Origin of the sequence: Streptomyces melanosporofaciens (genome assembly GCF_900105695.1) — a bacterium.
GTDB classification, from domain to species: Bacteria; Actinomycetota; Actinomycetes; order Streptomycetales; family Streptomycetaceae; genus Streptomyces; species Streptomyces antimycoticus.
In genome coordinates this window covers 5514437-5535617 of record NZ_FNST01000002.1, presented here as the reverse complement: position 1 = coordinate 5535617, position 21181 = coordinate 5514437, and the positions used below count along the sequence as shown (strand labels likewise).

At 73.6% G+C, this 21181-nt stretch carries 20 protein-coding genes and 1 pseudogene; 11 read left to right on the top strand and 10 right to left on the bottom strand.

Annotation, left to right across the window (positions count from 1 at the left end):
* The first annotated feature begins 42 nt into the window (after window positions 1–42).
* The 3 genes from BLV72_RS26750 (at window position 43) to treZ (ending at window position 4213) form a co-directional block, all read left to right on the top strand.
* Entirely contained in the window at window positions 43–1152 is a 1110-nt protein-coding gene (locus tag BLV72_RS26750) for a lytic polysaccharide monooxygenase (RefSeq protein ID WP_093465381.1), read from the top strand.
* Window positions 1153–1464: 312 nt separating this feature from the next.
* The gene (locus BLV72_RS26745) at window positions 1465–2373 is read left to right on the top strand and encodes a GNAT family N-acetyltransferase (protein ID WP_093465380.1); all 909 of its coding nucleotides are present in this window, start codon (window positions 1465–1467) and stop codon (window positions 2371–2373) included.
* A 79-nt stretch (window positions 2374–2452) separates the two neighbouring features.
* Window positions 2453–4213, top strand: a complete 1761-nt coding sequence (gene treZ / locus BLV72_RS26740) for a malto-oligosyltrehalose trehalohydrolase (RefSeq protein ID WP_093465378.1) — start codon at window positions 2453–2455, stop codon at window positions 4211–4213.
* A 29-nt stretch (window positions 4214–4242) separates the two neighbouring features.
* Here treZ and msrB read toward each other — a convergent pair whose 3' ends face one another.
* The 4 genes from msrB to BLV72_RS26720 all read right to left on the bottom strand — a co-directional run bounded on the left by msrB (window position 4243) and on the right by BLV72_RS26720 (window position 7591).
* On the bottom strand, window positions 4243–4650 hold the full coding sequence (gene msrB / locus BLV72_RS26735) for a peptide-methionine (R)-S-oxide reductase MsrB (protein WP_059141743.1): 408 nt from the start codon (window positions 4648–4650) through the stop codon (window positions 4243–4245).
* Between the two features lie 14 nt (window positions 4651–4664).
* Window positions 4665–6086 (bottom strand): UDP-N-acetylmuramate--L-alanine ligase, encoded by a 1422-nt coding sequence (gene murC, locus BLV72_RS26730; RefSeq protein ID WP_093465377.1) that lies wholly within the window; start codon window positions 6084–6086, stop codon window positions 4665–4667.
* 98 nt (window positions 6087–6184) lie between these two features.
* Window positions 6185–6661: an indole-3-glycerol phosphate synthase gene (locus tag BLV72_RS26725; protein ID WP_093465375.1), complete on the bottom strand. Its 477-nt coding sequence runs from the start codon at window positions 6659–6661 to the stop codon at window positions 6185–6187.
* 75 nt (window positions 6662–6736) lie between these two features.
* Window positions 6737–7591, bottom strand: coding sequence for a pyrimidine reductase family protein (locus BLV72_RS26720; RefSeq protein WP_093465373.1), 855 nt, complete (start codon window positions 7589–7591; stop codon window positions 6737–6739).
* A gap of 67 nt (window positions 7592–7658) precedes the next feature.
* Here BLV72_RS26720 and zapE point away from each other — a divergent pair, with 67 nt between their 5' ends.
* Together zapE and BLV72_RS26710 are read left to right on the top strand one after the other, a co-directional pair.
* Window positions 7659–8777, top strand: coding sequence for a cell division protein ZapE (gene zapE / locus BLV72_RS26715; protein WP_425288398.1), 1119 nt, complete (start codon window positions 7659–7661; stop codon window positions 8775–8777).
* Window positions 8778–8989: 212 nt separating this feature from the next.
* Window positions 8990–10393: a PhoX family protein gene (locus BLV72_RS26710; RefSeq protein ID WP_167746408.1), complete on the top strand. Its 1404-nt coding sequence runs from the start codon at window positions 8990–8992 to the stop codon at window positions 10391–10393.
* Between the two features lie 331 nt (window positions 10394–10724).
* Here BLV72_RS26710 and BLV72_RS26705 read toward each other — a convergent pair whose 3' ends face one another.
* The 3 genes from BLV72_RS26705 to BLV72_RS26695 are packed head-to-tail and all read right to left on the bottom strand — an operon-like array spanning window position 10725 to window position 12707.
* Window positions 10725–10949 carry a hypothetical protein gene (locus tag BLV72_RS26705; RefSeq protein WP_143059810.1) on the bottom strand — a complete coding sequence of 75 codons (225 nt, stop codon included), beginning with the start codon at window positions 10947–10949 and terminating at the stop codon, window positions 10725–10727.
* Between the two features lie 46 nt (window positions 10950–10995).
* Window positions 10996–11664 carry an ABC transporter gene (locus BLV72_RS26700; RefSeq protein WP_093465369.1) on the bottom strand — a complete coding sequence of 223 codons (669 nt, stop codon included), beginning with the start codon at window positions 11662–11664 and terminating at the stop codon, window positions 10996–10998.
* Window positions 11661–12707, bottom strand: a complete 1047-nt coding sequence (locus BLV72_RS26695; protein WP_093470559.1) for an ABC transporter ATP-binding protein — start codon at window positions 12705–12707, stop codon at window positions 11661–11663. The genes BLV72_RS26700 and BLV72_RS26695 overlap by 4 nt, the downstream gene beginning before the upstream one ends.
* A gap of 190 nt (window positions 12708–12897) precedes the next feature.
* Between BLV72_RS26695 and BLV72_RS26690 the strand changes: the two genes are divergently transcribed.
* Window positions 12898–13611 (top strand): peptidyl-tRNA hydrolase, encoded by a 714-nt coding sequence (locus BLV72_RS26690; RefSeq protein WP_093470558.1) that lies wholly within the window; start codon window positions 12898–12900, stop codon window positions 13609–13611.
* Between the two features lie 102 nt (window positions 13612–13713).
* Window positions 13714–14238, top strand: coding sequence for a MepB family protein (locus tag BLV72_RS26685; protein ID WP_093465367.1), 525 nt, complete (start codon window positions 13714–13716; stop codon window positions 14236–14238).
* A gap of 150 nt (window positions 14239–14388) precedes the next feature.
* Here the strand turns inward: BLV72_RS26685 and BLV72_RS26680 are convergent, their stop codons facing one another.
* Complete coding sequence (locus BLV72_RS26680; protein ID WP_093465366.1) at window positions 14389–15300, bottom strand: class I SAM-dependent methyltransferase; 912 nt, start codon at window positions 15298–15300, stop codon at window positions 14389–14391.
* Window positions 15301–15559: 259 nt separating this feature from the next.
* On the opposite strand from BLV72_RS26680, the gene BLV72_RS26675 reads away from it, so the two are divergent.
* The gene (locus BLV72_RS26675) at window positions 15560–16612 is read left to right on the top strand and encodes an NAD-dependent epimerase/dehydratase family protein (RefSeq protein ID WP_093465364.1); all 1053 of its coding nucleotides are present in this window, start codon (window positions 15560–15562) and stop codon (window positions 16610–16612) included.
* A 220-nt stretch (window positions 16613–16832) separates the two neighbouring features.
* On the opposite strand, the gene BLV72_RS26670 is transcribed toward BLV72_RS26675, so the two are convergent.
* On the bottom strand, window positions 16833–17945 hold the full coding sequence (locus BLV72_RS26670; RefSeq protein WP_093465363.1) for a sensor histidine kinase: 1113 nt from the start codon (window positions 17943–17945) through the stop codon (window positions 16833–16835).
* Window positions 17938–18771 (bottom strand): response regulator transcription factor, encoded by an 834-nt coding sequence (locus BLV72_RS26665; protein ID WP_093465361.1) that lies wholly within the window; start codon window positions 18769–18771, stop codon window positions 17938–17940. Before BLV72_RS26665 ends, BLV72_RS26670 begins: the two co-directional genes overlap by 8 nt.
* 116 nt (window positions 18772–18887) lie before the next feature.
* Here BLV72_RS26665 and BLV72_RS26660 point away from each other — a divergent pair.
* From BLV72_RS26660 to BLV72_RS26650, 3 genes and pseudogenes are all read left to right on the top strand, one after another.
* Window positions 18888–19609 (top strand): annotated as a pseudogene (locus tag BLV72_RS26660) (glycosyltransferase family 2 protein).
* A 104-nt stretch (window positions 19610–19713) separates the two neighbouring features.
* Window positions 19714–20385: a TIGR04282 family arsenosugar biosynthesis glycosyltransferase gene (locus BLV72_RS26655; protein ID WP_425288532.1), complete on the top strand. Its 672-nt coding sequence runs from the start codon at window positions 19714–19716 to the stop codon at window positions 20383–20385.
* Window positions 20382–21170, top strand: coding sequence for a methyltransferase domain-containing protein (locus BLV72_RS26650; protein WP_208905735.1), 789 nt, complete (start codon window positions 20382–20384; stop codon window positions 21168–21170). Before BLV72_RS26655 ends, BLV72_RS26650 begins: the two co-directional genes overlap by 4 nt.
* The last annotated feature ends 11 nt before the right edge of the window (window positions 21171–21181 follow it).

Sequence of the window (21181 nt, the reverse complement as noted above, 5' to 3'; positions counted from 1 at the left end):
CGACGGTTCCTGACCCGTTCACGTCGAAGGGAAACACGCGCAATGCCTCGACGATTACTGGCTCTCGTCACGTCCGCACGCCCGCCGGGCCCCTCCCGTGCGCGCAGGTCCGCAACTCTGGTCCTGCTCTCGGTCCTGCCCGCCCTGGGCCTCGTCTTCTTCTCCTCGGGCGGCGCTTCCGCACACGGCGCGCCGATGGCACCGGGCAGCCGCACCTACCTCTGCTGGAAGTACAGCCTGTCCTCGACCGGTGAGGTCAAGCCGACCAACCCGGCGTGCAAGGCCGCGTACGACAAGAGCGGTGCGACGCCCTTCTACAACTGGTTCGCGGTGCTCCGCTCGGACGGCGCGGGCCGCACCAAGGGGTTCATCCCGGACGGCAAGCTGTGCAGCGGCGCGGCCACCGTCTATGACTTCTCCGGGTTCGACGTTGGCAGCAAGGACTGGCCGGTGACCCATCTGACGGCCGGTAAGTCCATGCAGTTCTCGTACAACGCATGGGCCGCGCACCCGGGGTCGTTCCGCAGCTATGTCACCAAGGCCCCGATCGACCCGACCAAGCCGCTCACCTGGAACGACCTGGAGGACCAGCCGTTCAACACGGTGACGAACCCGCCGCTGTCGGGTCAGGTCGGCACGGTCGACGGGAAGTACACCTGGACGGCCGATCTGCCCTCCGGCAAGAGCGGGCGCCACGTCATCTACACCGTGTGGACGCGCTCGGACAGCCAGGAGACCTTCTACAGCTGCTCCGACGTCGTCTTCGACGGCGGCAACGGCGAGGTGACGGTCCCCGGCAGCAGTGCCGGGGGCAGCGACCCCACGGACCCGCCGGGCAACCCGCCGACGGCCTCCTGCTCCGCCGCCCAGAAGGTGACCAGCACCTGGAACGGCGGCTATCAGGCCGAAGTGACGGTCACCAACTCCGGTGCCACACCCATCTCCTCGTGGATGGTCGACTGGACGGTGCCGTCCGGGCAGCGGATCGACAGCGTCTGGAACGGCAAGCTGTCCGCCACCGGTTCGTCGGCCTCGGTCACCAATGCCGACTGGAACGGTTCACTGGCCGCCGGGGTGTCGACGACCTTCGGCTATACGGCCGGTGGCGGCTCCCCGGACACGGCGGCCGCGCCGATCTGCATGGTGCACTAGTCTGCCTCTCACACCAGTCCACGCAGGTGCTCCGACCCGCTCGTGAATCTGTCAGGTGCACCTCATCCCATGCCGGTCTGCCGCCCCCTTCCCCCTCGCGGGCGGCAGGCCGGCCCCCCGGGAAAATGGCGTGGACACCGCGACTTCGGCGGCATAGAGTGCGGGCACGCCCTGAACCGAGGAAGGAGGCGAGAGCAATGGACATCACGACGTATCCGCGCTCCCGCCCCCTGTCCGCCGGGCGTATTCGCGTCTGATCGCCATCGATCAGGCATCCGACCGGGAGCGCGTCACTTTCCTGGAAGGAACCCCATGACCGATCTGGTCATCCGTCCCCTCACCGAGGACGACGCCCATCTGTTCCACACCCTGCGGGTCCCCGCGCTCGTCGGCCGGGGCTGCCTCGGCCACACCTACGCCACCGTCGGCCAGGGCGGCGAATACCGCCCCGAGTGGACCTGGGTGGCGCTGCGCGAGGAGCGGGTCGTGGCCCGCGCCGCGTGGTGGGCCGGGCCCGAGGACACCGCGCCCATCGCCCTGGACTGGTTCGACTTCGCCGACGGCGAGGCCGACGCCGCCGCCGAACTGCTGCGCACCGCACCGCTGCGCACCGAGTACAGCCTGCTGACCCCGCCCGGCTGGCGCGATCAGCCCGAGCTGCGGGCCGCCGCCCAGGCCCGTATCGACGCCGCCGTGGCGGGCGGGCTCGTCCCCCTGATCGAGCGTTACCGCTATGAGTGGACGCCGGAGTGCGGACTGCCCGAGCGCCCGGGGCGGCTGGAGTTCCGGCCGGAGCCCGATGACGCGGCGATCGAGGACGCGCTGCGCCGCATCATGCCGGGCACCCTCGACGCGCACGACCGGCGCGCCATCGCCCGGGGAGGTGTCGATGCCGCGGTGCGGGAGCTCATGGACATCCTCGCCTGGTTCCCGTCGCCGCGCGAGTGGTGGCGGCTGGCCTATACGCCCGAAGGGGAGCTGGTCGGCATCCAGGTGCCCGCGCGCAATCCGGGCGGGCCCTGCGTGGGTTACATAGGCGTCGTCGCCGAACAGCGCGGCCACGGCTACGCGTACGACCTGCTCGTGGAGTGCACCCACGATCTGGTGGAGCAGGGCGCCACGAAGATCGCGGCGGCGACGGACCAGCCCAACCTCCCCATGGCCGCGCACTTCGCCAGGGCGGGGTATCCCGTCACCCAGGAGCGCATCGACCTCATCTGACCGGTGTCGCCCTGCTGCGCCGCCGGCGCCGCGTCCCGCAGCATGGTCGGGGACCGTCGGTCGAGGTGAGGAGACGCCAGTGCTGTTCGAGGTGTGGGCGCCGCACGCCGGGCGGGTCGGGCTCCATGTGGACGGGCGTGACCGCCCCATGGAGCCCGACCCGGGCCGCGAGGGGTGGTGGCGGGCCGAGGCCGAGGCCGGGCACGGGACGCGGTACGGCTTCGCGCTGGACGACGGCCCGCCGCTCCCCGATCCGCGCTCCCGCCGCCAGCCGGACGGCCCCGAGGGGCTGAGCGCGGTGGTCGACCACTCCCGCTTCCGCTGGGAGCGGGAGTGGTTCGGGCGGCCGCTGCCGGGCGCGGTCCTCTACGAGCTGCACATCGGCACCTTCACCCATGAGGGCACCTTCGAGGCGGCGGCCGAACGGCTGCCGCACCTGGCCGCGTTGGGCGTCACGCATGTGGAGCTGATGCCCGTCTGCCCGTTCCCCGGGACCCATGGCTGGGGGTACGACGGCGTGGCGCCCTGGGCGGTGCACGAGCCGTACGGCGGGCCGGAGGGGCTGGCGCGGTTCGTGGACGCCGCGCACGGGCACGGCCTCGGGGTGGTCCTCGACGTGGTCCACAACCATCTGGGCCCCTCCGGCAACCACCTCCCGGCCTTCGGCCCGTACTTCACCGAAACCCACCACACCCCCTGGGGCGCGGCGGTCAACCTCGACGCGCCCGGCTCCGACGAGGTGCGGGCGTACTTCACCGGCAGCGCGCTCGCCTGGCTGCGCGACTTCCGCCTGGACGGGCTGCGGCTGGACGCGGTGCACGCGCTGCGCGACAACCGGGCCCGGCACTTCCTGGCCGAGCTGTCGGCCGCCGTGGACGCGCTGGCCGCCCGCACCGGCCGCCCGCTGTTCCTGATCGGCGAATCGGATCTCAACGATCCGCGCACCACCACTCCGCGCGAGGCGGGCGGCCACGGGCTGCACGCACAGTGGAACGACGACTTCCATCACGCCCTGCACACCTTTCTCACCGGTGAGCGGCAGGGCTACTACGCCGACTTCGCCGCCGAGGGGCCCGGGGCCCTGGTCAAGACGCTGATGGGCGGCTTCTTCCACGACGGCACCCATTCGACGTTCCGGGGCCGCCGCCACGGCACGCCGCTGACCCCGCACACCACCCCCGCGCACCGGCTGCTCGGCTACGCCCAGACGCATGACCAGGTCGGCAACCGGGCGGTCGGCGACCGGCTCTCCGCGAGGCTCTCCCCCGGGCTGCTGGCCTGCGCCGCGGCCGTGGTGCTGTGCGCGCCCTTCACCCCCATGCTCTTCATGGGCGAGGAGTGGGGCGCCCGCACGCCCTGGCAGTACTTCACCGACCACCAGGATCCGGAGCTGGCCGAGGCGGTGCGGTCCGGCCGCCGCCGGGAGTTCGCCGCCCACGGCTGGGCGGAGGGGGACATTCCCGACCCCCAGGACCCGGCGACCCGGCTGCGGTCCTGCCTCGACTGGCGGGAGGCGGAGCGGGAGCCGCACCGGGCGCTGCTCGACTGGTACCGCCGGCTGATCGCGCTGCGCCGCGCCGAACCGGCGCTGACCGACCCCACCTGGGCGTATACGGGTCTGTCCACCGGTTCGGACGGCTGCTTCAGCTTTCAGCGCGGCCCGCTGCGGGTTCTGCTCAACCCGGGCGACCGGCCGGTCGAGACCTGGCTGGGGCCCCGGACCGGCGAGGTCACCGAGGTGGTCGCCGCCTGGCGGCGGATCGAGCTCCCGGGCCCGGACGGCATGCTGAGACTGCCGCCCGAGACCGCCGCCGTGCTGCGGCTGGGGCCGAGGCCCTGAGGCTCAGTCCTCCTCGGGGGCCCTGAGGCTCAACCTTCCTCGGGGGTCAGCCGCAGCGAGATGGAGTTGATGCAGTAGCGCTGGTCGGTCGGGGTGGGGTAGCCCTCGCCGGAGAAGACATGGCCGAGGTGGGAGCCGCAGCGGGTGCACCGCACCTCGGTGCGGGCCATGCCGTGCGAGCGGTCCTCCAGCAGCTCGACGGCCGAGCTGTCCGCCGGGTCGTAGAACGACGGCCAGCCGCAGTGGCTCTCGAACTTCGTCTCCGAGCGGAAGAGCTCCGCCCCGCACGCCCGGCAGGAGTAGACGCCGACCGTCTTGGTATCGGTGTACTCACCGGTGAAGGCACGCTCGGTGCCGGCTTCCCGCAGGACGTGGTACTCCTGCGGGGTCAGCTCGGCGCGCCACTGCTCCTCCGGCTTGTCGATGTCGTACGCCATGGGGACGGACCTCCTCAGTTCTCCGGGCTCTGCAGACGGGCGAGAATCTCCGGACCGAGATCGGTCACATCGCCCGCGCCCATGGTGAGAACAAGGTCACCGGGCTTGGCCATTCCGGCGATCAGCTCGGGCACCGCGTTCCGGTCGTGTTCGGCGGTCACATCCGCCCCGTGGCGGGCCGCGGCGTCGATGACCAGAGCGCTGGTGATGCCGGGGACCGGGTCCTCGCGGGCGGGGTAGATGTCCAGGACCACGGAGGCGTCGGCGAGCGCGAGCGCCTCGCCCATCTCGGTGCCCAGCTCCTGGGTGCGGCTGAACAGATGCGGCTGGAAGACCACCAGCACCCGGCCCTCCCCGGCGCCGCCGCGGATCGCCTCGAGGTCCGCGGCGATCTCGGTGGGGTGGTGGGCGTAGGAGTCGATCACCTGCACCCCGGCCTCGGTGCCCTTGAGCTGCAGCCGCCGCTTGACGCCCGTGTACGAGGCGAGGGCGGGGGCCAGCTCGTGGGCCGGGACGCCGAGGGCGGCGCCCGCGGTGAGGGCGGCGACGGCGTTGAGCGCGTAGTGGCGGCCGGGGACGGAGACGGTGAAGGTGATCTCCGCGCCGCCCAGGGCCTCCGCGAGCCGGACGGTGACCTCGCTGGTCAGCCCGTGCGGCTCGATGGCCAGGACCGTCACGTCGGCGCCCTCGTCCTCGCCGTAGGTGAGCACGCGAGGCCCCTCGCCCCCGCTGACCCGGGCGGTCAGCTCACGGGCGCCGGACTGGTCGGCGGAGATCACCAGCGCGCCGCCGGGCCGGATCCGGCCGACGAAGGTCTCGAACGATGCGTAGATCTCGTCCATCGAGGCGTAGTTGGCGTGGTGGTCGAGCTCCACATTGAGGACGATCGCCACCTCGGGCGCGTACTTGTGGAAGCTGCGGTCGCTCTCGTCGGCCTCGGCGACGAAGATCTCGCCGTCGCCGTGGCGGGCGCTGGAACCGGGGACGTCCAGATCCCCGCCGATGACATACGACGGGTCCAGGCCCAGGGTGCGCAGCGAGACGGCCAGCATCGAGGTGGTGGTCGTCTTGCCGTGGGTGCCCGCGACCGCGATCGGCCGGGAGCCGTCCATCAGCGCGGCGAGCGCGTCGGAGCGGTGCACCACCGGGATGCCGCGCTCCCGCGCCGTGACCAGTTCGAGGTTGTCGGCGCGGATGGCGCTGGAGACGACGACGCTGGTGGCGTCGGCGGCGATGTTCCCGGCGGCGTGGCCGATGTGCACCGTCGCGCCGAGCTCGCGCAGCGCCCCGACGATCGGCGAGTCCTTGGTGTCGCTGCCCGAGACCCGTGCGCCGCGCATGGCGAGGACCTTCGCCACGCCCGACATCCCGGCGCCGCCGATGCCGATGAAGTGCGGTCGATCCAGCGCGTCGGAGGCGGTGCCGGCCGGTGCCATGTACGGGTCTCCCCTGGTTCTCGGTGAGTGCTGTCGGCCCGATTCTCGCACCCCCGGCGGCCCGCCCCGCCGATGGCCGCGGGGACCCGCGCCGCGGCTCAGCCGCCGGCCGTGGTCTGGTCCTCGTCCACCGCGTGCGAGAAGAGCTTCAGCACCGGGACCCCCACCTTGTGGCGCGCCCGCGAGGCCCAGTCCCGGTGGAAGAACTCCTCCACGAAGTGCGGGGCGGTGAGCACGATCACCTCATCGGCCCGGGTCTCCTCCACGACGCCGCGCAGCACCTCCAGCGGACGGCGCTGGACGACATGGCCGCGGGCCTGGCTGCCGGCCGCCTGGAGCGCCGCCACCGAGTGGGTCAGCGCCTGCTCGGCGGGCTCCAGGGCCTCCCTGCCCTCCGGCTCGTCCCCCTCCTGGGTGGCCTGCTCCAGCTCGCCGAGGGCGATGTCGTCGATCGCGCGCAGCAGCCGGTCCTTGCTGCCCCGGGGCTGCATCAGGACGACGAAGGAGACCGGGTCGTCGCCGTGCAAGGTGGTGACGAATTCCACGTCGGCGGGGGTCAGGGGCTTCTCAATCATCAATACGCTCGTGAACACGGCGGATGCCCTTCTCCTTCGCGATCCTTTTCGCGGGTTTACGGACGTTTTTATAAGTTATTGGTAAATCCGACGGTAGCGGGTGAAAAGAAACCCGGCTTCCTCCAGGACGGAATCGAGAGTGAACTGTTCCGGTTCCCCCAGTTCGACTCCGTCCATGATCCGCTTCGCGTCGCCCGCGGTGACCAGGGGGGCCACCGCCAGACACAGCTCGTCCAGCACCCCGGCCGCCGCGAACTGCGCCAGCAGCGTGGGGCCGCCCTCGGTGAGCAGCCGGGTGTGGCCGAACTCGGCGAGCGCGGTCACGACCGCCGCCGCGTCGACCCGCCCGGACGGCCCCGCCCCGGCGAAGACCACTTCGGCCCCCGCCGCACGGGCCCGCTCGATCCGCTCCGCCGCTGCCGCCGCGCCCGTGATCACGATCGTCGGGACCAGCGGCTCGGTGAACAGCGGCGTCGAGAAGTCCAGGTCCAGGCTGGCACTCACCACGGCGATCGCGGGCGCGGGCGCCTGGCCGAGCGCCGCCCGCCGCTCGGCGAACGCCTCACGGGCGCGCGCCGGGCGGTAGCCCTCGAGGCGTACGGTTTCCGCGCCCACCACCACGGCGTCGGCGAGCCCGCGCAGCACCCCGAAGATCCGCATATCGGCGTCGGAGGACAGGGGCTTGGACCGGCCGTCGTGATGGGCCGCCCCGTCCAGCGAGGACACCATGTTGGCCCGCAGGAAGGCGCCCGAGGGGCCGTGCGGCGGCTCCGGATACGCGTAGGCGTCGGCCAGTTCGTCGAGGCCCCATTCACGGTCTTCGGATGCGCGGTCCTCGGGTGCACGCGCTCCGGTTTCACGCTCTCCGGCGGACGGTTCGGCGGAGCTGTCGGCAGACGTTCGGACAGGCACGGGGAACAGGCGTCGCATAGGCCGCAGTGTGACATGCCTCCCTCTCGGACAGTGCTCGGGTGAAGAGCGACTACCCTGGATATCCGTGTCTGCACCAACCACCGCATCCGGCTCGGCAGGCCGCATAGCCGCCGAAGCCCCCGTCGCCCTCACCGCTCGTGCGCCGCAGGTTCCCGCGGAGCGCCTGGTCGCCGAGATGGTGCCGCCTCCCCGCTTCGCCACCGTGAGCTTCGACAACTACATCACCGACCCCGGCCGGCCCAGCCAGGCCGAGGCGGTCGAGGCGCTGCGAGGGTTCGCCGGACGGCTCGGCGGCGGGGCGGGCGCGAAGGGCGGCCGCCGCAGGCACTGGTTCCGCCGGGAGGCCAAGCCCGCGGCGAGCGGCGGTCCGCGCGGGATGTACCTCGACGGCGGCTACGGCGTCGGCAAGACCCATCTGCTGGCCTCCCTGTGGCACGCCACCCCGGCCGCCCCCGAGCTGAAGGCGTTCGGCACCTTCGTGGAGCTGACCAACCTGGTCGGCGCGCTCGGCTTCCAGCAGACCGTGAAGACCCTGAGCGGCCACCGGCTGCTGTGCATCGACGAGTTCGAGCTGGACGACCCGGGCGACACCGTCCTGGTCTCCACACTGCTGGGCAAGCTGGTCGAGGCGGGCGTGGCGCTCGCCGCGACGTCCAACACGCTGCCGGGCAAGCTGGGCGAGGGCCGGTTCGCCGCGGCCGACTTCCTGCGCGAGATCCAGGGGCTGTCCGCCCACTTCCGTACGCTGCGCATCGACGGCGAGGACTACCGCCACCGCGGTCTGCCGGCGGCCCCGGCCCCGCACTCCGACGAGACGGTCACCCGGGCGGCGCGCCACATACCCGGCGCCTCCCTGGACGACTTCCCCGCCCTGCTGGACCATCTGTCCCGGGTGCATCCGAGCCGCTACGGCGCGATGTGCGACGGCATCCAGGCCGTCTGCCTGACCGGGGTCGGCCCGATACCCGACCAGTCGACCGCGCTGCGGCTGGTGGTGCTGGCCGACCGGCTCTACGACCGCGAGGTGCCGGTGCTGGCCTCCGGGGTGCCGTTCGACCAGCTCTTCAGCGAGGAGATGCTGAACGGGGGCTACCGGAAGAAGTACTTCCGGGCGATATCCCGGCTCACGGCCCTGGCCCGGGACGCGAAGGGGCTGGCCGACGCCGCGTCGTCGGGACGTTGAGCGCGGGTGGGGGCGCGCGTCGCCTATCGACCCGCGGCGCATCGCCTATCGACCCGCGGCGCATCGCTGATCGAGCCGCGTACCGCTGATCGGTTGGTTGCGGCGCACCGCTGATCGACCCACGCACCGCTGATCGGATGGTTCACCGCGCCCCCGCACCCGTGATACACACGTGCGGTCATCTTCTCTGTCCGCCAGCAGGGAGTTACCGCATGTCAGCGACACGACGTCAGCTTCTCGGCCGCACCGGTGCGCTGGGGGCGTCCATCGCCTCGATCGCCTTCACCGGCAGCGTCTCCGAACTCTTCGCCGGGACGGCCGCGGCCGCCGAACCGGATCCCCAGCCACTCGGCCAAGGCGGCTACGGCCCCCTGGTCCCCGACCCCGATGGACTGCTCGACCTGCCCGAGGGATTCCGCTACCGGGTGCTCTCGCGCGAGGGCGACGAGCTCCGCTCCGGCGAGGGCAAGGTCCCCAGCCACTGCGACGGCATGGCCGCCTTCCCGGGCCGCAGCGGCGGCCGCCACGGCCGTACGCATCTGGTCCGCAACCATGAGAACCGTAATGACGCCGCGATCCGCGTCCCCGCGGTGAACGGCCTCACCTACGACCCCATGGGCCTGGGCGGCTGCACCGCCCTGGAGCTCGACTCCGGCAACCGCGTGCTGTCCGAGCGGGTGGCCATCGCGGGCACCGCGGTCAACTGCGCGGGCGGGCCCACGCCCTGGCACACCTGGCTGACCTGTGAGGAAACCGAGGACCGGGCCGGTACCAACGGCTACACCAAGGACCACGGCTTCATCTTCGAGGTCGACCCGTACGATCCGCGCCGCACCGGCGCCGTACCACTCACCGCCATGGGCCGCTTCCAGCACGAGGCCATCGCGGTCGATCCGCGCAACGGCGTCGTCTACGAGACCGAGGACGCCTTCGAGAAGCCCTTCGGGCTCTTCTACCGCTTCCGGCCGAAGAAGCCGCTCGGCGGCATCGGCTCACTACGGGCGGGCGGGGAGCTGCAGGCACTGCGAGTGCCGGGGGTGCCCGATCTGTCCACCATCCAGGAGCCCGGCACGACCTTCGACCACGTCGAGTGGGTGGATGTCCCCGACCCGCTCGCCCGCCAAACCCCCATCCGCTTCCAGGACTTCGGTCCCGGCGGCATCACCCACGCCCAAAAGCTGGAGGGGTGTTACTGGGGCGGCTCGTCGGTCTACTTCGTCTCCAGCTTCGCCAAGAGCGCGGACGGCTCGGCGGCCGATCACTTCGGCCAGATCTGGCGCTACGACCCCGACCGGCGGCGCCTCACGCTGGTGATCGTCTTCGGCCCCGAGACGGATGTGCAACTGCCCGGTGAGTCCCCCGACAACATCACGCTCGCGCCCAGCGGCGGCCTGATGGTCTGCGAGGACGGCAACGGCGCCCAGCACGTCTTCGGGGTGACCCGGCGCGGCGAGGTCTATCCGATGGCCCGGGGCGCACAGAACATTGGCACAGCGGAGGAGCCCGAGTGGGGTGAGTTCGCGGGCGTCACCTTCGCGCCGGACCGCCGCACGATGTACGTGAACTGCTACACCCCGGGCACGACGTTCGCCGTGACCGGGCCCTGGCGCCACTAGCGCCGTTCCGCGGCACTGGGCTTGGCCCTGTCCGGCGGCTTCGCCGGGCAGGGCCTACGGGGGGTGGTCCGGAGGGTCTTTCCCCTCCCCGCCCCTTCCCGATACCAAGAGCTCCGCCCCTGGACCCCGAGGTCCGGGCCAGGGCCCTGCCACACGGCGAAACCACACATCGACGACGCGCGAAGGGACAAGGCCGCCTGCTCCCCGCCCGCCCATGACCATTCCCAGGGGCGCCGCCCCTGGGCTCCGGGGTCCGGGGCAGAGCCCCGGTCGGGGAAGGGGCGGGGTGGGGAGCAGCCGGCCGCCGGCGCCACGATCCGCCGGGCACCTCCTAGCCGGAGCAGGCGGTGCGCTGGGCCTCCTGCCACTCGCAGACGGGGCACAGCGTCGCTCCGGGGCGCGTGGCGGGGTGCTCGGTGGGCTCGCCGCACAGCACGCAGTCCGCGTACGGCGGGCCCTTGAGGAGGTCCTTACGGTCGTCATCGACCCGTCGGTCGTCCACGACTTGTCGGTCGTCCACGACTTGTCGGTTGTCCACGACTTGTCGATCGTTCATGGCCCCTCGATCGTCCATGACCCCTCGGTCGTCCATGACCCGAACCTTACGACCGGCGGGAGCTGAGCGCGCAGGCCAGCGCGGTCGCCCCGGCGGCGGCCGCGGCGGTCAGGGCCAGGGGCAGCAGGGGCATCGTCACGGTGCCCCTGAGCGAGCCGTCGACCAGACCCGACACGGCGGCGTTCGCGGGCGAGGCACCGGCCACCGAGACCAGCAGCGCGGCGAGCAGGGTGACCGGGATCGCCCAGCCGGGGCGGCGCAGCAGCGGCCGGTTGCACAGCGCGCCGACGGCCGTGCCGAGCAGGGCACACGCGACCGCGGCGAGCAGCCCGGCGACGGTCGCCTCCGGCACGGGGACCTCGTGCTGGTGGTCCGCGCTGTGCGGATCGCTGACCGCCGCGACGAGCAGCGTCCCGGGGGTGCCGAGCAGCAGCGCCGCGCCCAGCGCGGTCACCACGGCGGCGAGATGCACCCGGGCCGGTCCGACCGCCGCCGCGGCGCAGTCGCGCGCCGCGGCGGGCTCCTGGGTGACGCACACCCGCACCAGCCAGGCGGCGATGGGCAGCAGCGCGGCCGCGGCGTAGCCGAGCGAGTCGAGGATCGGCTGCCCGGACTGCACCCCGATCCCCAGGAACGCGCCGTAGAGCAGCAGCGGCGGCAGCCAGCGATGCGAACGGGCCAGCAGGGCCGCCTGATAGCGCAGCAGCGCGGTCATGCCTTCTCCTTCGGCGCCTCGGTGGGTTCCTGGGGCTCTTCGGCGGGCTCGTGGGCGACGCCAACGGTCGTCACCGCGCGAATGTGCCACGGCGGGTCAGCGGTCAGGAGGGTACGGAGCAGGGCGTCGGAGTGGGCCGCGCCGACCGTCAGCCGTACGACCGGACCCGCCGGATCGGCGGGCGCCTCACCACTCCCGCTCCCGTGCGCGGCGGGGCCGTACTCGCGCACCGCCCCGTCCGGGAGCCCGGCGGGCAACTCGGCCCCGGGCGCTCCCTCGGCCTCCACCCGGACCCATGCGGCGGCCGGGGCCGTGGGCTGCCCCGGCCGCGTCCCGGCGGGGGACGGCCGCTCCCCGGCCGAGGCCGACGGGCCGGGCACGGCGGGGGCGGGGGCGCGCCCGCCCGCCGTCCCCGGCGCCTCGCGGGTGTCCGTGTCCACCGGCACCAGCCGGGTCTCGGTGACGCGCAGGACCCGGTCCGGGGCCCCGGCGAGGCGGCGTGGGTCGTGATCGACGAAGACGACCGCGCCGCCGTCGGCCACGCGCTCGGCGACCGCCGTGTCCAGCACCCCGCGCGCGGCCTGGTCGAGGCCGGTCCACGCCTCGTCCAGGACCAGCAGCCCGGGGGCGGCCAGCAGCGCCTGCGCCACGGCGATCTTCTGGCTGGTGCCCTTGGACAGCTCGGCGAGCGGGGTGCCGGCGTATCCGTCCGCCCCGAACCGCTCCAGCCACTCCCCCGCCCCGCGCGCCGCCGCTTTGCGGGACAGCCCGTGGATCCGGCCCAGGTGGGTGAGGTAGCCGAGGGCGGAGAACGGCAGCTCGGCCGGGAACCGCTCGGGGACGTAGGCGGTGGCCGGGCGGCCGGTGATCCGGCCCGTGCTGGGGGCGTCGATCCCGGCGAGCAGCCGCAGCAGCGTGGACTTGCCGCTGCCGTTGCGCCCCTCGACGCGGGTCAGCGAACCCGGCGGCACCTCGAGATCGACACCGCGCAGCACCCAGGGCCCGCCCAGGCCGTAGCGGCGACCGACTCCTCGCAGTCTCATGCTGGTTGAGCATAGGCGCGGCGGCCGGGCCCGGCGGGCGGCGCCGCGTTCCTGGCACACTGGGCGCGTGACCAGCACCGACGCCGGCGCCGAAGTCAACAGCGAGACCGGCACCGAGACCAGCACCCGGGCAACCGCTCACCAGGGCACCGCATCCGGCGCCAGCAGCAGCCCCTTCCGGCACTCCGAGATCGACCGGGACGCCGCGCCGCAGTTCGTCCTGCCCCTGGTGGTCCGGATCGAGAAGGCCGCGCCCCCGGCGCGCACGGACGCCCTGGAGACGGCGGCGCGCGCGGTGCTGGTGCTGCTGTCGGACGAGCGGGCGACGGCCGCGGACGGCGAGTGGGCCCAGGCCGTACGGGACTGGCAGGACGCCCGGATCCGCAAGGTCGTCCGGCGGGCGCGCGGCGCGGAGTGGCGGCGCGCGGCCGAGCTGCCGGGCATCACGGTCACGGGCCGGGCGCCCGCCGCGACCGCTGCCGAGGACGGACCGCCGCCGGCCGCCGAGGTGCGGGTGTTCCCGCCGGTGCCGCTGGACGGCTGGCCCAAGGAGCTGGCCAAGCTCCAGGTCTCCGGCACCGACCTGGACGACCCCGAGCCGCCGCCCGCCCCCGACCTCACCGGTCCGGTGCTGTGGCTGAGCCCTCAGGTGGAGATGTCCGCGGGCAAGGCGATGGCCCAGGCCGGGCATGGCGCGCAGTTGGCCTGGTGGGAGCTGGACGACGCGGCGCGGGCGGCCTGGCGCGAGGCCGGGTTCCCGCTGGCGGTGCGTACGGCGTCGGCCGAGCGGTGGGACGAGCTCACCACGAGCGGGCTGCCGGTGGTGCGCGACGCGGGGTTCACCGAGATCGCGCCGGGGTCCTGCACGGTGGTGGCGGACCACCCGGCACTGCGGCGGCCGTAAGGCCGTCGCGCGGAGCCGGGGCTTCTTCGACTGCCCGGGGCCGTCTTTTGAGCCACCACGGTCACCGGCGGTGTGCGGTGGACGTGATGGCAGGATGAGGGAATGGTGACGCATCAGCCGTGGGCGGAGCTCCACCGTGATCTCTTGGCGGCGCGGACGTCGGTGTATGACCCGGTCGGTTTTGCCTGCTCACAGCCGGTGCCCGAGCCGGAGAGCGCCGAGTACGCGGCTCACGGGTTCACGCTCGACGGGCGCTCGGTCAGGTTCCGTGTGGCCAAGACCACCCCGACGAAGGTCGGCCAGTTCGTCACCGTCTGGCAGCGGTCCGCGGAAGGGCCGATCCGGCCCTTCGACGCCGACGACGGGGTAGACCTCGTCGTCATCAGCAGCCGCGACAGCGGCCACTTCGGACAGTTCGTGTTCCCGGGCGAGGTGCTGTGCGAGCGCGGGATCATGTCCCGGAACGGCTCCGCCGGGAAGCGTGGGTTCCGCGTCTACCCGCCGTGGGTGACCACGGCCAATCGCCAGGCGCGCAGCACTCAGGCGTGGCAGGTGAACTACTTCCTGCACCTCGGCGAGGACGGGCCTGTCGACCTGGCGTGCGCCCGCGCCCTCTACCACGCATAGATCCGGGCACAGGTCCACCACGCAGAGGTCCACGCACAGGTCCACCACGCACAGGTCCGCGCTTCGGCCCCGGTCGGGCAGCCGGAGCCACCCGGCGCCGCGGCGGCCGTAAGGCCGTCCACCGCGCCGGGGCTCATTCCGCGCCCGGGGCTATCGCTTGCGGCGGCGGATCGCGCGGGTGACGACCGGCGGGAGCACGTCGGCGGCGAGCCGCCGGACCGCGGTGGGACGGCGCGCCGCGACGGCGGACGCCGGTGCGGTGGACGCGGAGCGCGGCTCGGGGGCGGGGTCGCGCGGGTCATCGGCGTAGCGGGAGGTGGGCGGGGTCGGGTTCGCGGGCTTCCCCGAGAACCGCAGCACCCTGCTGCCCGCGATCTCCTGCACGCTGGTGTGCATCCCCTTGCGCCACTCCTCGTCCGCGAGCAGCTCGTCCTGGATCGGCTCCGGGTCGCCCCAGGTGCCGTAGAGCTTCTGCGTGGTCAGGCAGATGGGCCGCAGGCCGCGGGTGAACACCGCCTCCCAGGTCGCGGCGGCCACCCCGGGGGTGTGCTCGGAGCGGAAGTCGTCGAGGACGACGAGACCGCCGGGCACCAGCGTGTTGTGCGCGGTGCCGATGTCGCCCGCCACATGCTCGTACAGGTGCGAGGCGTCCACGTGGATGAAGCGGCAGGTGTCGGCGCCGACGTGGTCGGGCACGACGGAGGTCGGGCCCTGGATGACATCCGGGAGCTCGTCCCAGAAGGCCAGGTAGTTCTGCTCGAATGCGGTGCGGGTCAACGTGGAGTACGACTTGCGTGCCTCCGCCGCGTTCTTCTCGTCCGGCGCATCCGCGTCGAAGAGATCACAGACCGTGAACCGCTCGTTCGCCCGCAGATACGCGGCGGTGAAGATGGCGCTCTTGCCCATGTAGGCGCCCATCTCCATCAGGTCCCCGTGCTGTCCGAGGCGCTCCTGGCGGGTCAGAAAGCGGTCGAACAGTACTTGGTCAAGGCTGGGGAACCAGCCCTTGACGTCATTGAGGCTGCGGGGACGCTGGGCCGCGGGGGCGGTGGTGACCGTCATGTGGCTCTCTGTTCGTCGATGGCGGCGGTCCGGAGAGACGTGTCCGGTGATCGTTGTCCGGGAGCCCCTGGGGGAAGGATCCTCGGGGACGGGGTCCCGGGGGACGCGAGTGGGCGCCACGGTCGCAGTGAAAGGCAACGCGGGGCCGTCTCTCCTGTGGCCATTCTGTGACCACGCCTCCTCCGGAAGGTCTTACGGAGCGGTGACGGAACGGCGCGGGGGCGGGCCCCGGCGCCCGCTCGGGCCTAGCGTCGTCCCCATGCGTGTACTGGTCACCGGAGGTGCGGGCTTCATCGGCTCGCATATCGTCACCGCCCTTATCGATCACGGCCATGAGCCGGTCGTCCTCGATGCCCTGCTCCCGGCCGCTCATCCGACGCCGCCCACGGTGGACGGGGAGTGGATCCACGCCGATGTGCGGGACCGGGAGGCGGTGGTCGCGGCGCTGCGCGGCGTGGACGCCGTATGCCATCAGGCGGCGATGGTCGGTCTCGGCAAGGACTTCGCGGACGCCCCGGCCTATGTGGGCTGCAACGACCTGGGCACCGCGGTGCTGCTGGCGGCGATGGCGGAGTGCGGGGTGCGCCAACTGGTGCTGGCCGGGTCGATGGTCGTCTACGGGGAGGGGCGCTACGACTGCCCCCGCCACGGCCGGGTCCGTCCCGGTCCGCGCGCCGAGGCGGATCTCGCGGCGGGCCGCTTCGACCCCCGCTGCCCCGAGTGCGGCACATCGCTGCGGCCCGGCAAGGTGGAGGAGGACGCACCGGTCGATCCACGCAATGTGTACGCGACCACGAAGCTGGCCCAGGAACATCTGGCGGCGGCCTGGGCCCGGTCGGTGGGCGGCCGCGCGGTGTCGCTGCGCTACCACAATGTGTACGGGCCGGGGATGCCGCGCGACACCCCCTATGCGGGGGTGGCCTCCTTCTTCCGCTCCGCCCTGGCGCGCGGCGAGGCGCCCACGGTCTTCGAGGACGGCGGCCAGCGCCGGGACTTCGTCCATGTCCGGGACGTGGCCGCGGCCAATGTCGCCGCCCTGGAGGCGGCGCCGCAGGTGGTGGCCCCGTCCACGCTGACCGCCTACAACACCGGCAGCGACGACCCCCATACGGTGGGCGAGATGGCCGCGGCCCTGGCCACGGCGTTCGGCGGCCCGGCGCCCGTGGTGACGGGCGGCTACCGGCTGGGCGACGTACGGCATATCACCGCGTCGTCGCGCCGGATCCGCGAGGCGCTGGGCTGGCGCGCGGCGATCTCCTTCACGGAGGGCATGACCGCGTTCGCCCGCGCCCCACAACGCGCGGGGGTCTGAGGCGGAGGGGTCCGAGGCCGAGGGGTCCGAGGCCGAGGGGGCGAGGCTGCGGGGGCTGGGTCGGTCAGGGCGTGCGGGGGCGGGGCCGGCCGGGGCGTGAAGGGGCCGGGGCTGAGGTGACGGCGGCCCGAGGGGAGCAGCCGCCCGCCTGTGTGACGGCAGTCCAAGCGGTCTCAGGGGCCGAGTCGCTCAGGTGATGGCGGCCCGAGGGGAGGGCCGCTTAAGTGGCGGCGGCGGGGAGGCGGACCTCGAAGCGGCAGCCGCCGTCGACATTGCGGACCGCCGCCTGGCCGTCGTGGGCCTCGACGATGCCCCGGACGATGGCGAGGCCCAGACCGGCGCCCGCCGGGGGTGTGCGGGCGTTGGTGCCGCGCCAGCCGGTATCGAAGACGCGCGGAAGGTCCTCCTCCGGGATCCCGCCGCAGCCATCGGTGACCGACAGCACGACCGTGTCCGCCTCCCGCTCGGCGGTCACCGCGACCGTGCCGTCCGCCGGGGTGCGGCGGACGGCGTTGACGAGGAGGTTTCCGAGCACACGGGTCATCTCCTTGCCGTCGACCTCCACCGGGACCGGGTCCACACGATCGCCGATCAGCTGGACGCCCAGCTCGCGGGCGAGCGGATCCACCCCGGCGAGCGCGTCGCCGATCAGGTCGTAGACGGAGATCCGGGTGGGGCTGAGGGAGAGCGCCCCGGCGTGGATGCGGGAGAGCTCGAAGAGGTCGCCGACCATCGTGTTCAGCCGCTCCACCTCGGTGCGGATCCGGCGGAGGTAGCGATCGGGGTCGGGGGCCACCCCGTCCTCCAGCGCCTCGGACATCGCGCGCAGCCCCGCCAGCGGGGTGCGCAGATCGTGGGATATCCAGGCGACCAGCTCCCGGCGGGAGGACTCCAGGGCGCGCTCGCGCTCGCGGGAGGCGGCCAGCTTGGCACTGGTGGCGGCCAGTTCACGGCCGAGCGCGGCGAGCTCGGCGGTGGCCTGGCCGTCGGGGGCGGCGAAGCTCCCGCCGTCCCCGAAGGAGCGGGCGGCGAGGGCCAGCGCGTTGCTGCGCGCCACCACCCAGCGGCCCAGCAGCAGCGCGGTGGCCAGGGACACCACGGCGGCCATGGCGCACACGGTCGTGACCACCGTCAGGTCGTGCGGGGACAGGAACATCGCCCAGGCGACGGCCAGCGTCCCGGTGAGCATCGCCGTGACCGCGACGGCGGCGACGACGGTGAGGGACACCGCGACCGAACGGCCGCGCACCAGCCGCAGCGCCAGCGCGCCCAGCAGACCGGCCGCCGCCGCGCCGAGAAAGGCGAACGCCGCCATGAGGAGCACATCACGCATCGGAGCCCGCTCCCCGCCCGTCGCCGTCCCGTCCCTCGGACCGCCGTGCCTCGGCCCGTAGCCCCTCGTCCCGTGGCCCGTCGGCAGGTGGCCCGTCGTCGGCCTGGGGCGGGGCGTCGAAGCGATAGCCGATGCCCCAGACGGTCTGGATGAGCCGGGGCGCGGCGGGATCGTCCTCGACCTTTCCGCGCAACCGCCGCACATGGACGGTGACGGTGGACAGATCCCCGAAGTCCCAGCCCCACACCTCGCGCATCAGCTCCTCGCGGGTGAAGGCCACCCCCGGGTGGCGCAGCAGAAAGGCCAGCAGGTCGAACTCGCGCACCGTCAAAGCGAGTTCCCTGCCGTCCCGGGTGGCGCGCCGGGCCAGGGGGTCGAGGGTGATCCCGGCGCGGTGTGCCACACCGCCCGGGGCGGGGGCGGACGAGCCGGGGACCTGCGGACCGGTGCGGCCGCGGCGCAGTACCGACTCCACGCGCAGCACCAGCTCCCGTGGGCTGAACGGCTTGGTGACGTAGTCGTCCGCGCCGATCTCCAGGCCGAGGATCCGGTCCTCCTCGTCGCCGCGCGCAGTGAGCATGATGACCGGCACCGGGCCCTGGTCCCGGAGCGCGCGGCAGACCTCCAGCCCGTCCATACCGGGCAGCATCAGGTCGAGGACGACCAGGTCCGGCCAGCGGGCGGCGGCGCGGGCGAGCGCCCCGGGGCCATCGGCGGCCTGGTCCACGGCGAATCCGGCCCGGCCGAGGTACCCGGCGACGACCTCGGCCACGGTCGGATCGTCGTCCACGACGAGCACGCGGGTGGGAGACGGGGTCTGCTGCATGCCCCACAGCGTGACACCAGGTCCGGCGCCAGGGTGCGGCCGGGAGGCCGCGGACCGGGCGACGTCCGTGTTTCGTAAGAACCTGAAGCCCGAAATGTCGCTTTCTCCTTCGTAGTGTGGTGCGGGTGACAAACTCGACCACCCCCTGTGCGGACGTCGTCCTGCCGTGTCTGGACGAAGCCGCCGCCCTGCCCTGGGTGCTGGCCCGCATCCCGGCCGGCTGGCGCGCCATCGTCGTCGACAACGGATCCACGGACGGCTCGGCCACGATCGCCCGCGCCCACGGCGCCACCGTCGTGCACGAACCGCGCCGTGGCTTCGGCGCCGCCTGCCATGCCGGGCTGCTCGCCGCCGAGGCCGACATCGTCTGCTTCTGCGACTGCGACGCCTCGCTCGACCCCGGCCTGCTGACCGCCTTCGTGCGGACCGTCGCGGAAGGCGGCGCCGACCTCGTGCTGGGCCGGCGGCGTCCCCAGGAGCGGGGGCCTGGCCCATGCACGCCCGGCTCGGCAATATCGCGCTGACTCGCATGCTGCGGCGGCGCACCGGCCTCACGCTGGGCGACCTCGGCCCGCTGCGGGCCGCGCGGCGCGAACCGCTGCTCGACCTCGGCCTCACCGACCGCCGCAGCGGCTACCCGCTGCAGATGGTCGTACGGGCCGCGGACGCGGGATGGCGGATCGAGGAACGCGAGGTGCCGTACCGGCCGCGCACCGGGAAGTCGAAGGTCACCGGCACCTGGCGGGGCACCTGGCACGCGGTGCGCGATATGCGCGCCGTGCTGCGCCAGCCGCCGGTGGCCCACGACCTGGCCGCCTCATCGAGGGCCGCGCGGTGAGCGCCGCGCCACGCGAGGATGCGAACCCGGCGGAGGTCCCCTCGGCTTCCGCCCGCCCCGGCTCCGGACCCGATGGCGCCGACGGGCCGGTCCCCGGTGCGGATATCCGTGCGGACACCGGCTCCCGGCCCACCCACGAGGACGGGACGACGCTGCTCGTCATCGCCAAGGAACCGGTGCCCGGGCGGGTGAAGACCAGGCTCACTCCCCCGTACACCCCCGCCGAGGCCGCCTCGCTCGCCGAGGCGTGCCTCGCCGACACGCTGCACGCCGCGCTCGCCATGCCCGCCCGCCGCAGGGTGCTGGTGCTCGACGGGCGCCCCGGGCCGTGGCTGCCGCCGGGATTCGAGGTGGTGCCGCAGGGCGACGGCGGTCTGGACGAACGGCTCGCCGCGGCCTTCGCCGCCTGCCGGGGCGCCGCCCTGCTGATCGGCATGGACACCCCCCAGGTCACCCCCGCGCTCCTCGCCCCCGCGCTGAACCCGAACGGCTGGCACGACTGCGACGCCTGGTTCGGCCCGGCCGCCGACGGCGGCTTCTGGGCCTTGGGCCTCGCGCAACCGGATCCCGGGCTGCTGCGGGGCGTGCCGATGTCCACCGCCACCACCGGTGCCGCACAGCGGCGCCGGCTGACGGACGCGGGGCTGCGGGTGCGCGACCTGCCGATGCTGCGCGACGTGGACACGGCGGAGGACGCCGCACGCGTGGCGGCCGACGCCCCGGGCGGGCGGTTCGCCCGGACCCTTGCCCGGCTGTCCCGGACCACCGCCCGATGAGCACGGCCGAGACAGTACGAGACGGAGCCGTACACGACGGATCGGTGCGCGACGGAGCCGTACACGACGGACCGGTGCGCGACGGACCGGTGCGCGAGCGGACTCCCGCTCGCCGCGCGGCCGCCGCCTGGCACGCCGACCCCTATGTCCGGGCGCTGAACGCGGGCCGAGGTCCGCTGTTCCTGCGCCGAGCCGACGGCTGGATGCTGCCCTTGGACGTCGAACGCTGGTGTGCGGACGCCGACGCGGCCGATCGGACCGTGCTGCGGCGCTGCCAGGGCCCGGCCCTCGACATCGGCTGCGGACCCGGTCGGCTGGTGGCCGCACTGGCCCTGCGCGGCCGCCCCTGCCTGGGCATCGACGTCAGCCAGGCCGCGGTCGCCCGAACGGTCCGTGCGGGCGGGCCCGCGCTGTGCCGCTCGGTCTTCGAACCGCTGCCCGGCGAGGGGCGCTGGGGCACGGCACTGCTGATCGACGGCAACATCGGCATCGGCGGCGATCCGCAGGCGCTCCTCGCGCGCGTCGCTCAACTCATAGCCCCCGACGGGCTGCTGCTGGTGGAGGCCGCGGCGGCCGATGTGGACGAGCGGGTGCGGGTGCGGGTGGACGACGGCCGGGGCGACATGGGAACGGCCTTCCCCTGGGCCCGGGTCGGCGTCCCGGCACTGCTGCACCACGCGCGCGCGGTGGGCTGGAACCCGGTCGAGCAGTGGACCGCGCGGGACCGGAGCTTTGTGTCGCTGCGCCGCACACCGCCCCTGCCCCGGTCCGCCACGGAGCGCTGAGCCGTGCCGGC

What these genes read in the sequence shown, in the direction of transcription:
- BLV72_RS26750 (WP_093465381.1), top strand. Translation starts at nt 43, where the DNA reads ATGCCTCGACGATTACTGGCTCTCGTCACGTCCGCACGCCCGCCGGGC.
- BLV72_RS26745 (WP_093465380.1), top strand. Translation starts at nt 1,465, where the DNA reads ATGACCGATCTGGTCATCCGTCCCCTCACCGAGGACGACGCCCATCTG.
- msrB (WP_059141743.1), bottom strand. Translation starts at nt 4,650, where the DNA reads ATGGCGTACGACATCGACAAGCCGGAGGAGCAGTGGCGCGCCGAGCTG.
- murC (WP_093465377.1), bottom strand. Translation starts at nt 6,086, where the DNA reads ATGGCACCGGCCGGCACCGCCTCCGACGCGCTGGATCGACCGCACTTC.
- BLV72_RS26725 (WP_093465375.1), bottom strand. Translation starts at nt 6,661, where the DNA reads ATGATTGAGAAGCCCCTGACCCCCGCCGACGTGGAATTCGTCACCACC.
- BLV72_RS26720 (WP_093465373.1), bottom strand. Translation starts at nt 7,591, where the DNA reads ATGCGACGCCTGTTCCCCGTGCCTGTCCGAACGTCTGCCGACAGCTCC.
- BLV72_RS26710 (WP_167746408.1), top strand. Translation starts at nt 8,990, where the DNA reads ATGTCAGCGACACGACGTCAGCTTCTCGGCCGCACCGGTGCGCTGGGG.
- BLV72_RS26705 (WP_143059810.1), bottom strand. Translation starts at nt 10,949, where the DNA reads ATGAACGATCGACAAGTCGTGGACAACCGACAAGTCGTGGACGACCGA.
- BLV72_RS26700 (WP_093465369.1), bottom strand. Translation starts at nt 11,664, where the DNA reads ATGACCGCGCTGCTGCGCTATCAGGCGGCCCTGCTGGCCCGTTCGCAT.
- BLV72_RS26695 (WP_093470559.1), bottom strand. Translation starts at nt 12,707, where the DNA reads ATGAGACTGCGAGGAGTCGGTCGCCGCTACGGCCTGGGCGGGCCCTGG.
- BLV72_RS26685 (WP_093465367.1), top strand. Translation starts at nt 13,714, where the DNA reads ATGGTGACGCATCAGCCGTGGGCGGAGCTCCACCGTGATCTCTTGGCG.
- BLV72_RS26680 (WP_093465366.1), bottom strand. Translation starts at nt 15,300, where the DNA reads ATGACGGTCACCACCGCCCCCGCGGCCCAGCGTCCCCGCAGCCTCAAT.
- BLV72_RS26675 (WP_093465364.1), top strand. Translation starts at nt 15,560, where the DNA reads ATGCGTGTACTGGTCACCGGAGGTGCGGGCTTCATCGGCTCGCATATC.
- BLV72_RS26670 (WP_093465363.1), bottom strand. Translation starts at nt 17,945, where the DNA reads ATGCGTGATGTGCTCCTCATGGCGGCGTTCGCCTTTCTCGGCGCGGCG.
- BLV72_RS26665 (WP_093465361.1), bottom strand. Translation starts at nt 18,771, where the DNA reads ATGCAGCAGACCCCGTCTCCCACCCGCGTGCTCGTCGTGGACGACGAT.
- BLV72_RS26650 (WP_208905735.1), top strand. Translation starts at nt 20,382, where the DNA reads ATGAGCACGGCCGAGACAGTACGAGACGGAGCCGTACACGACGGATCG.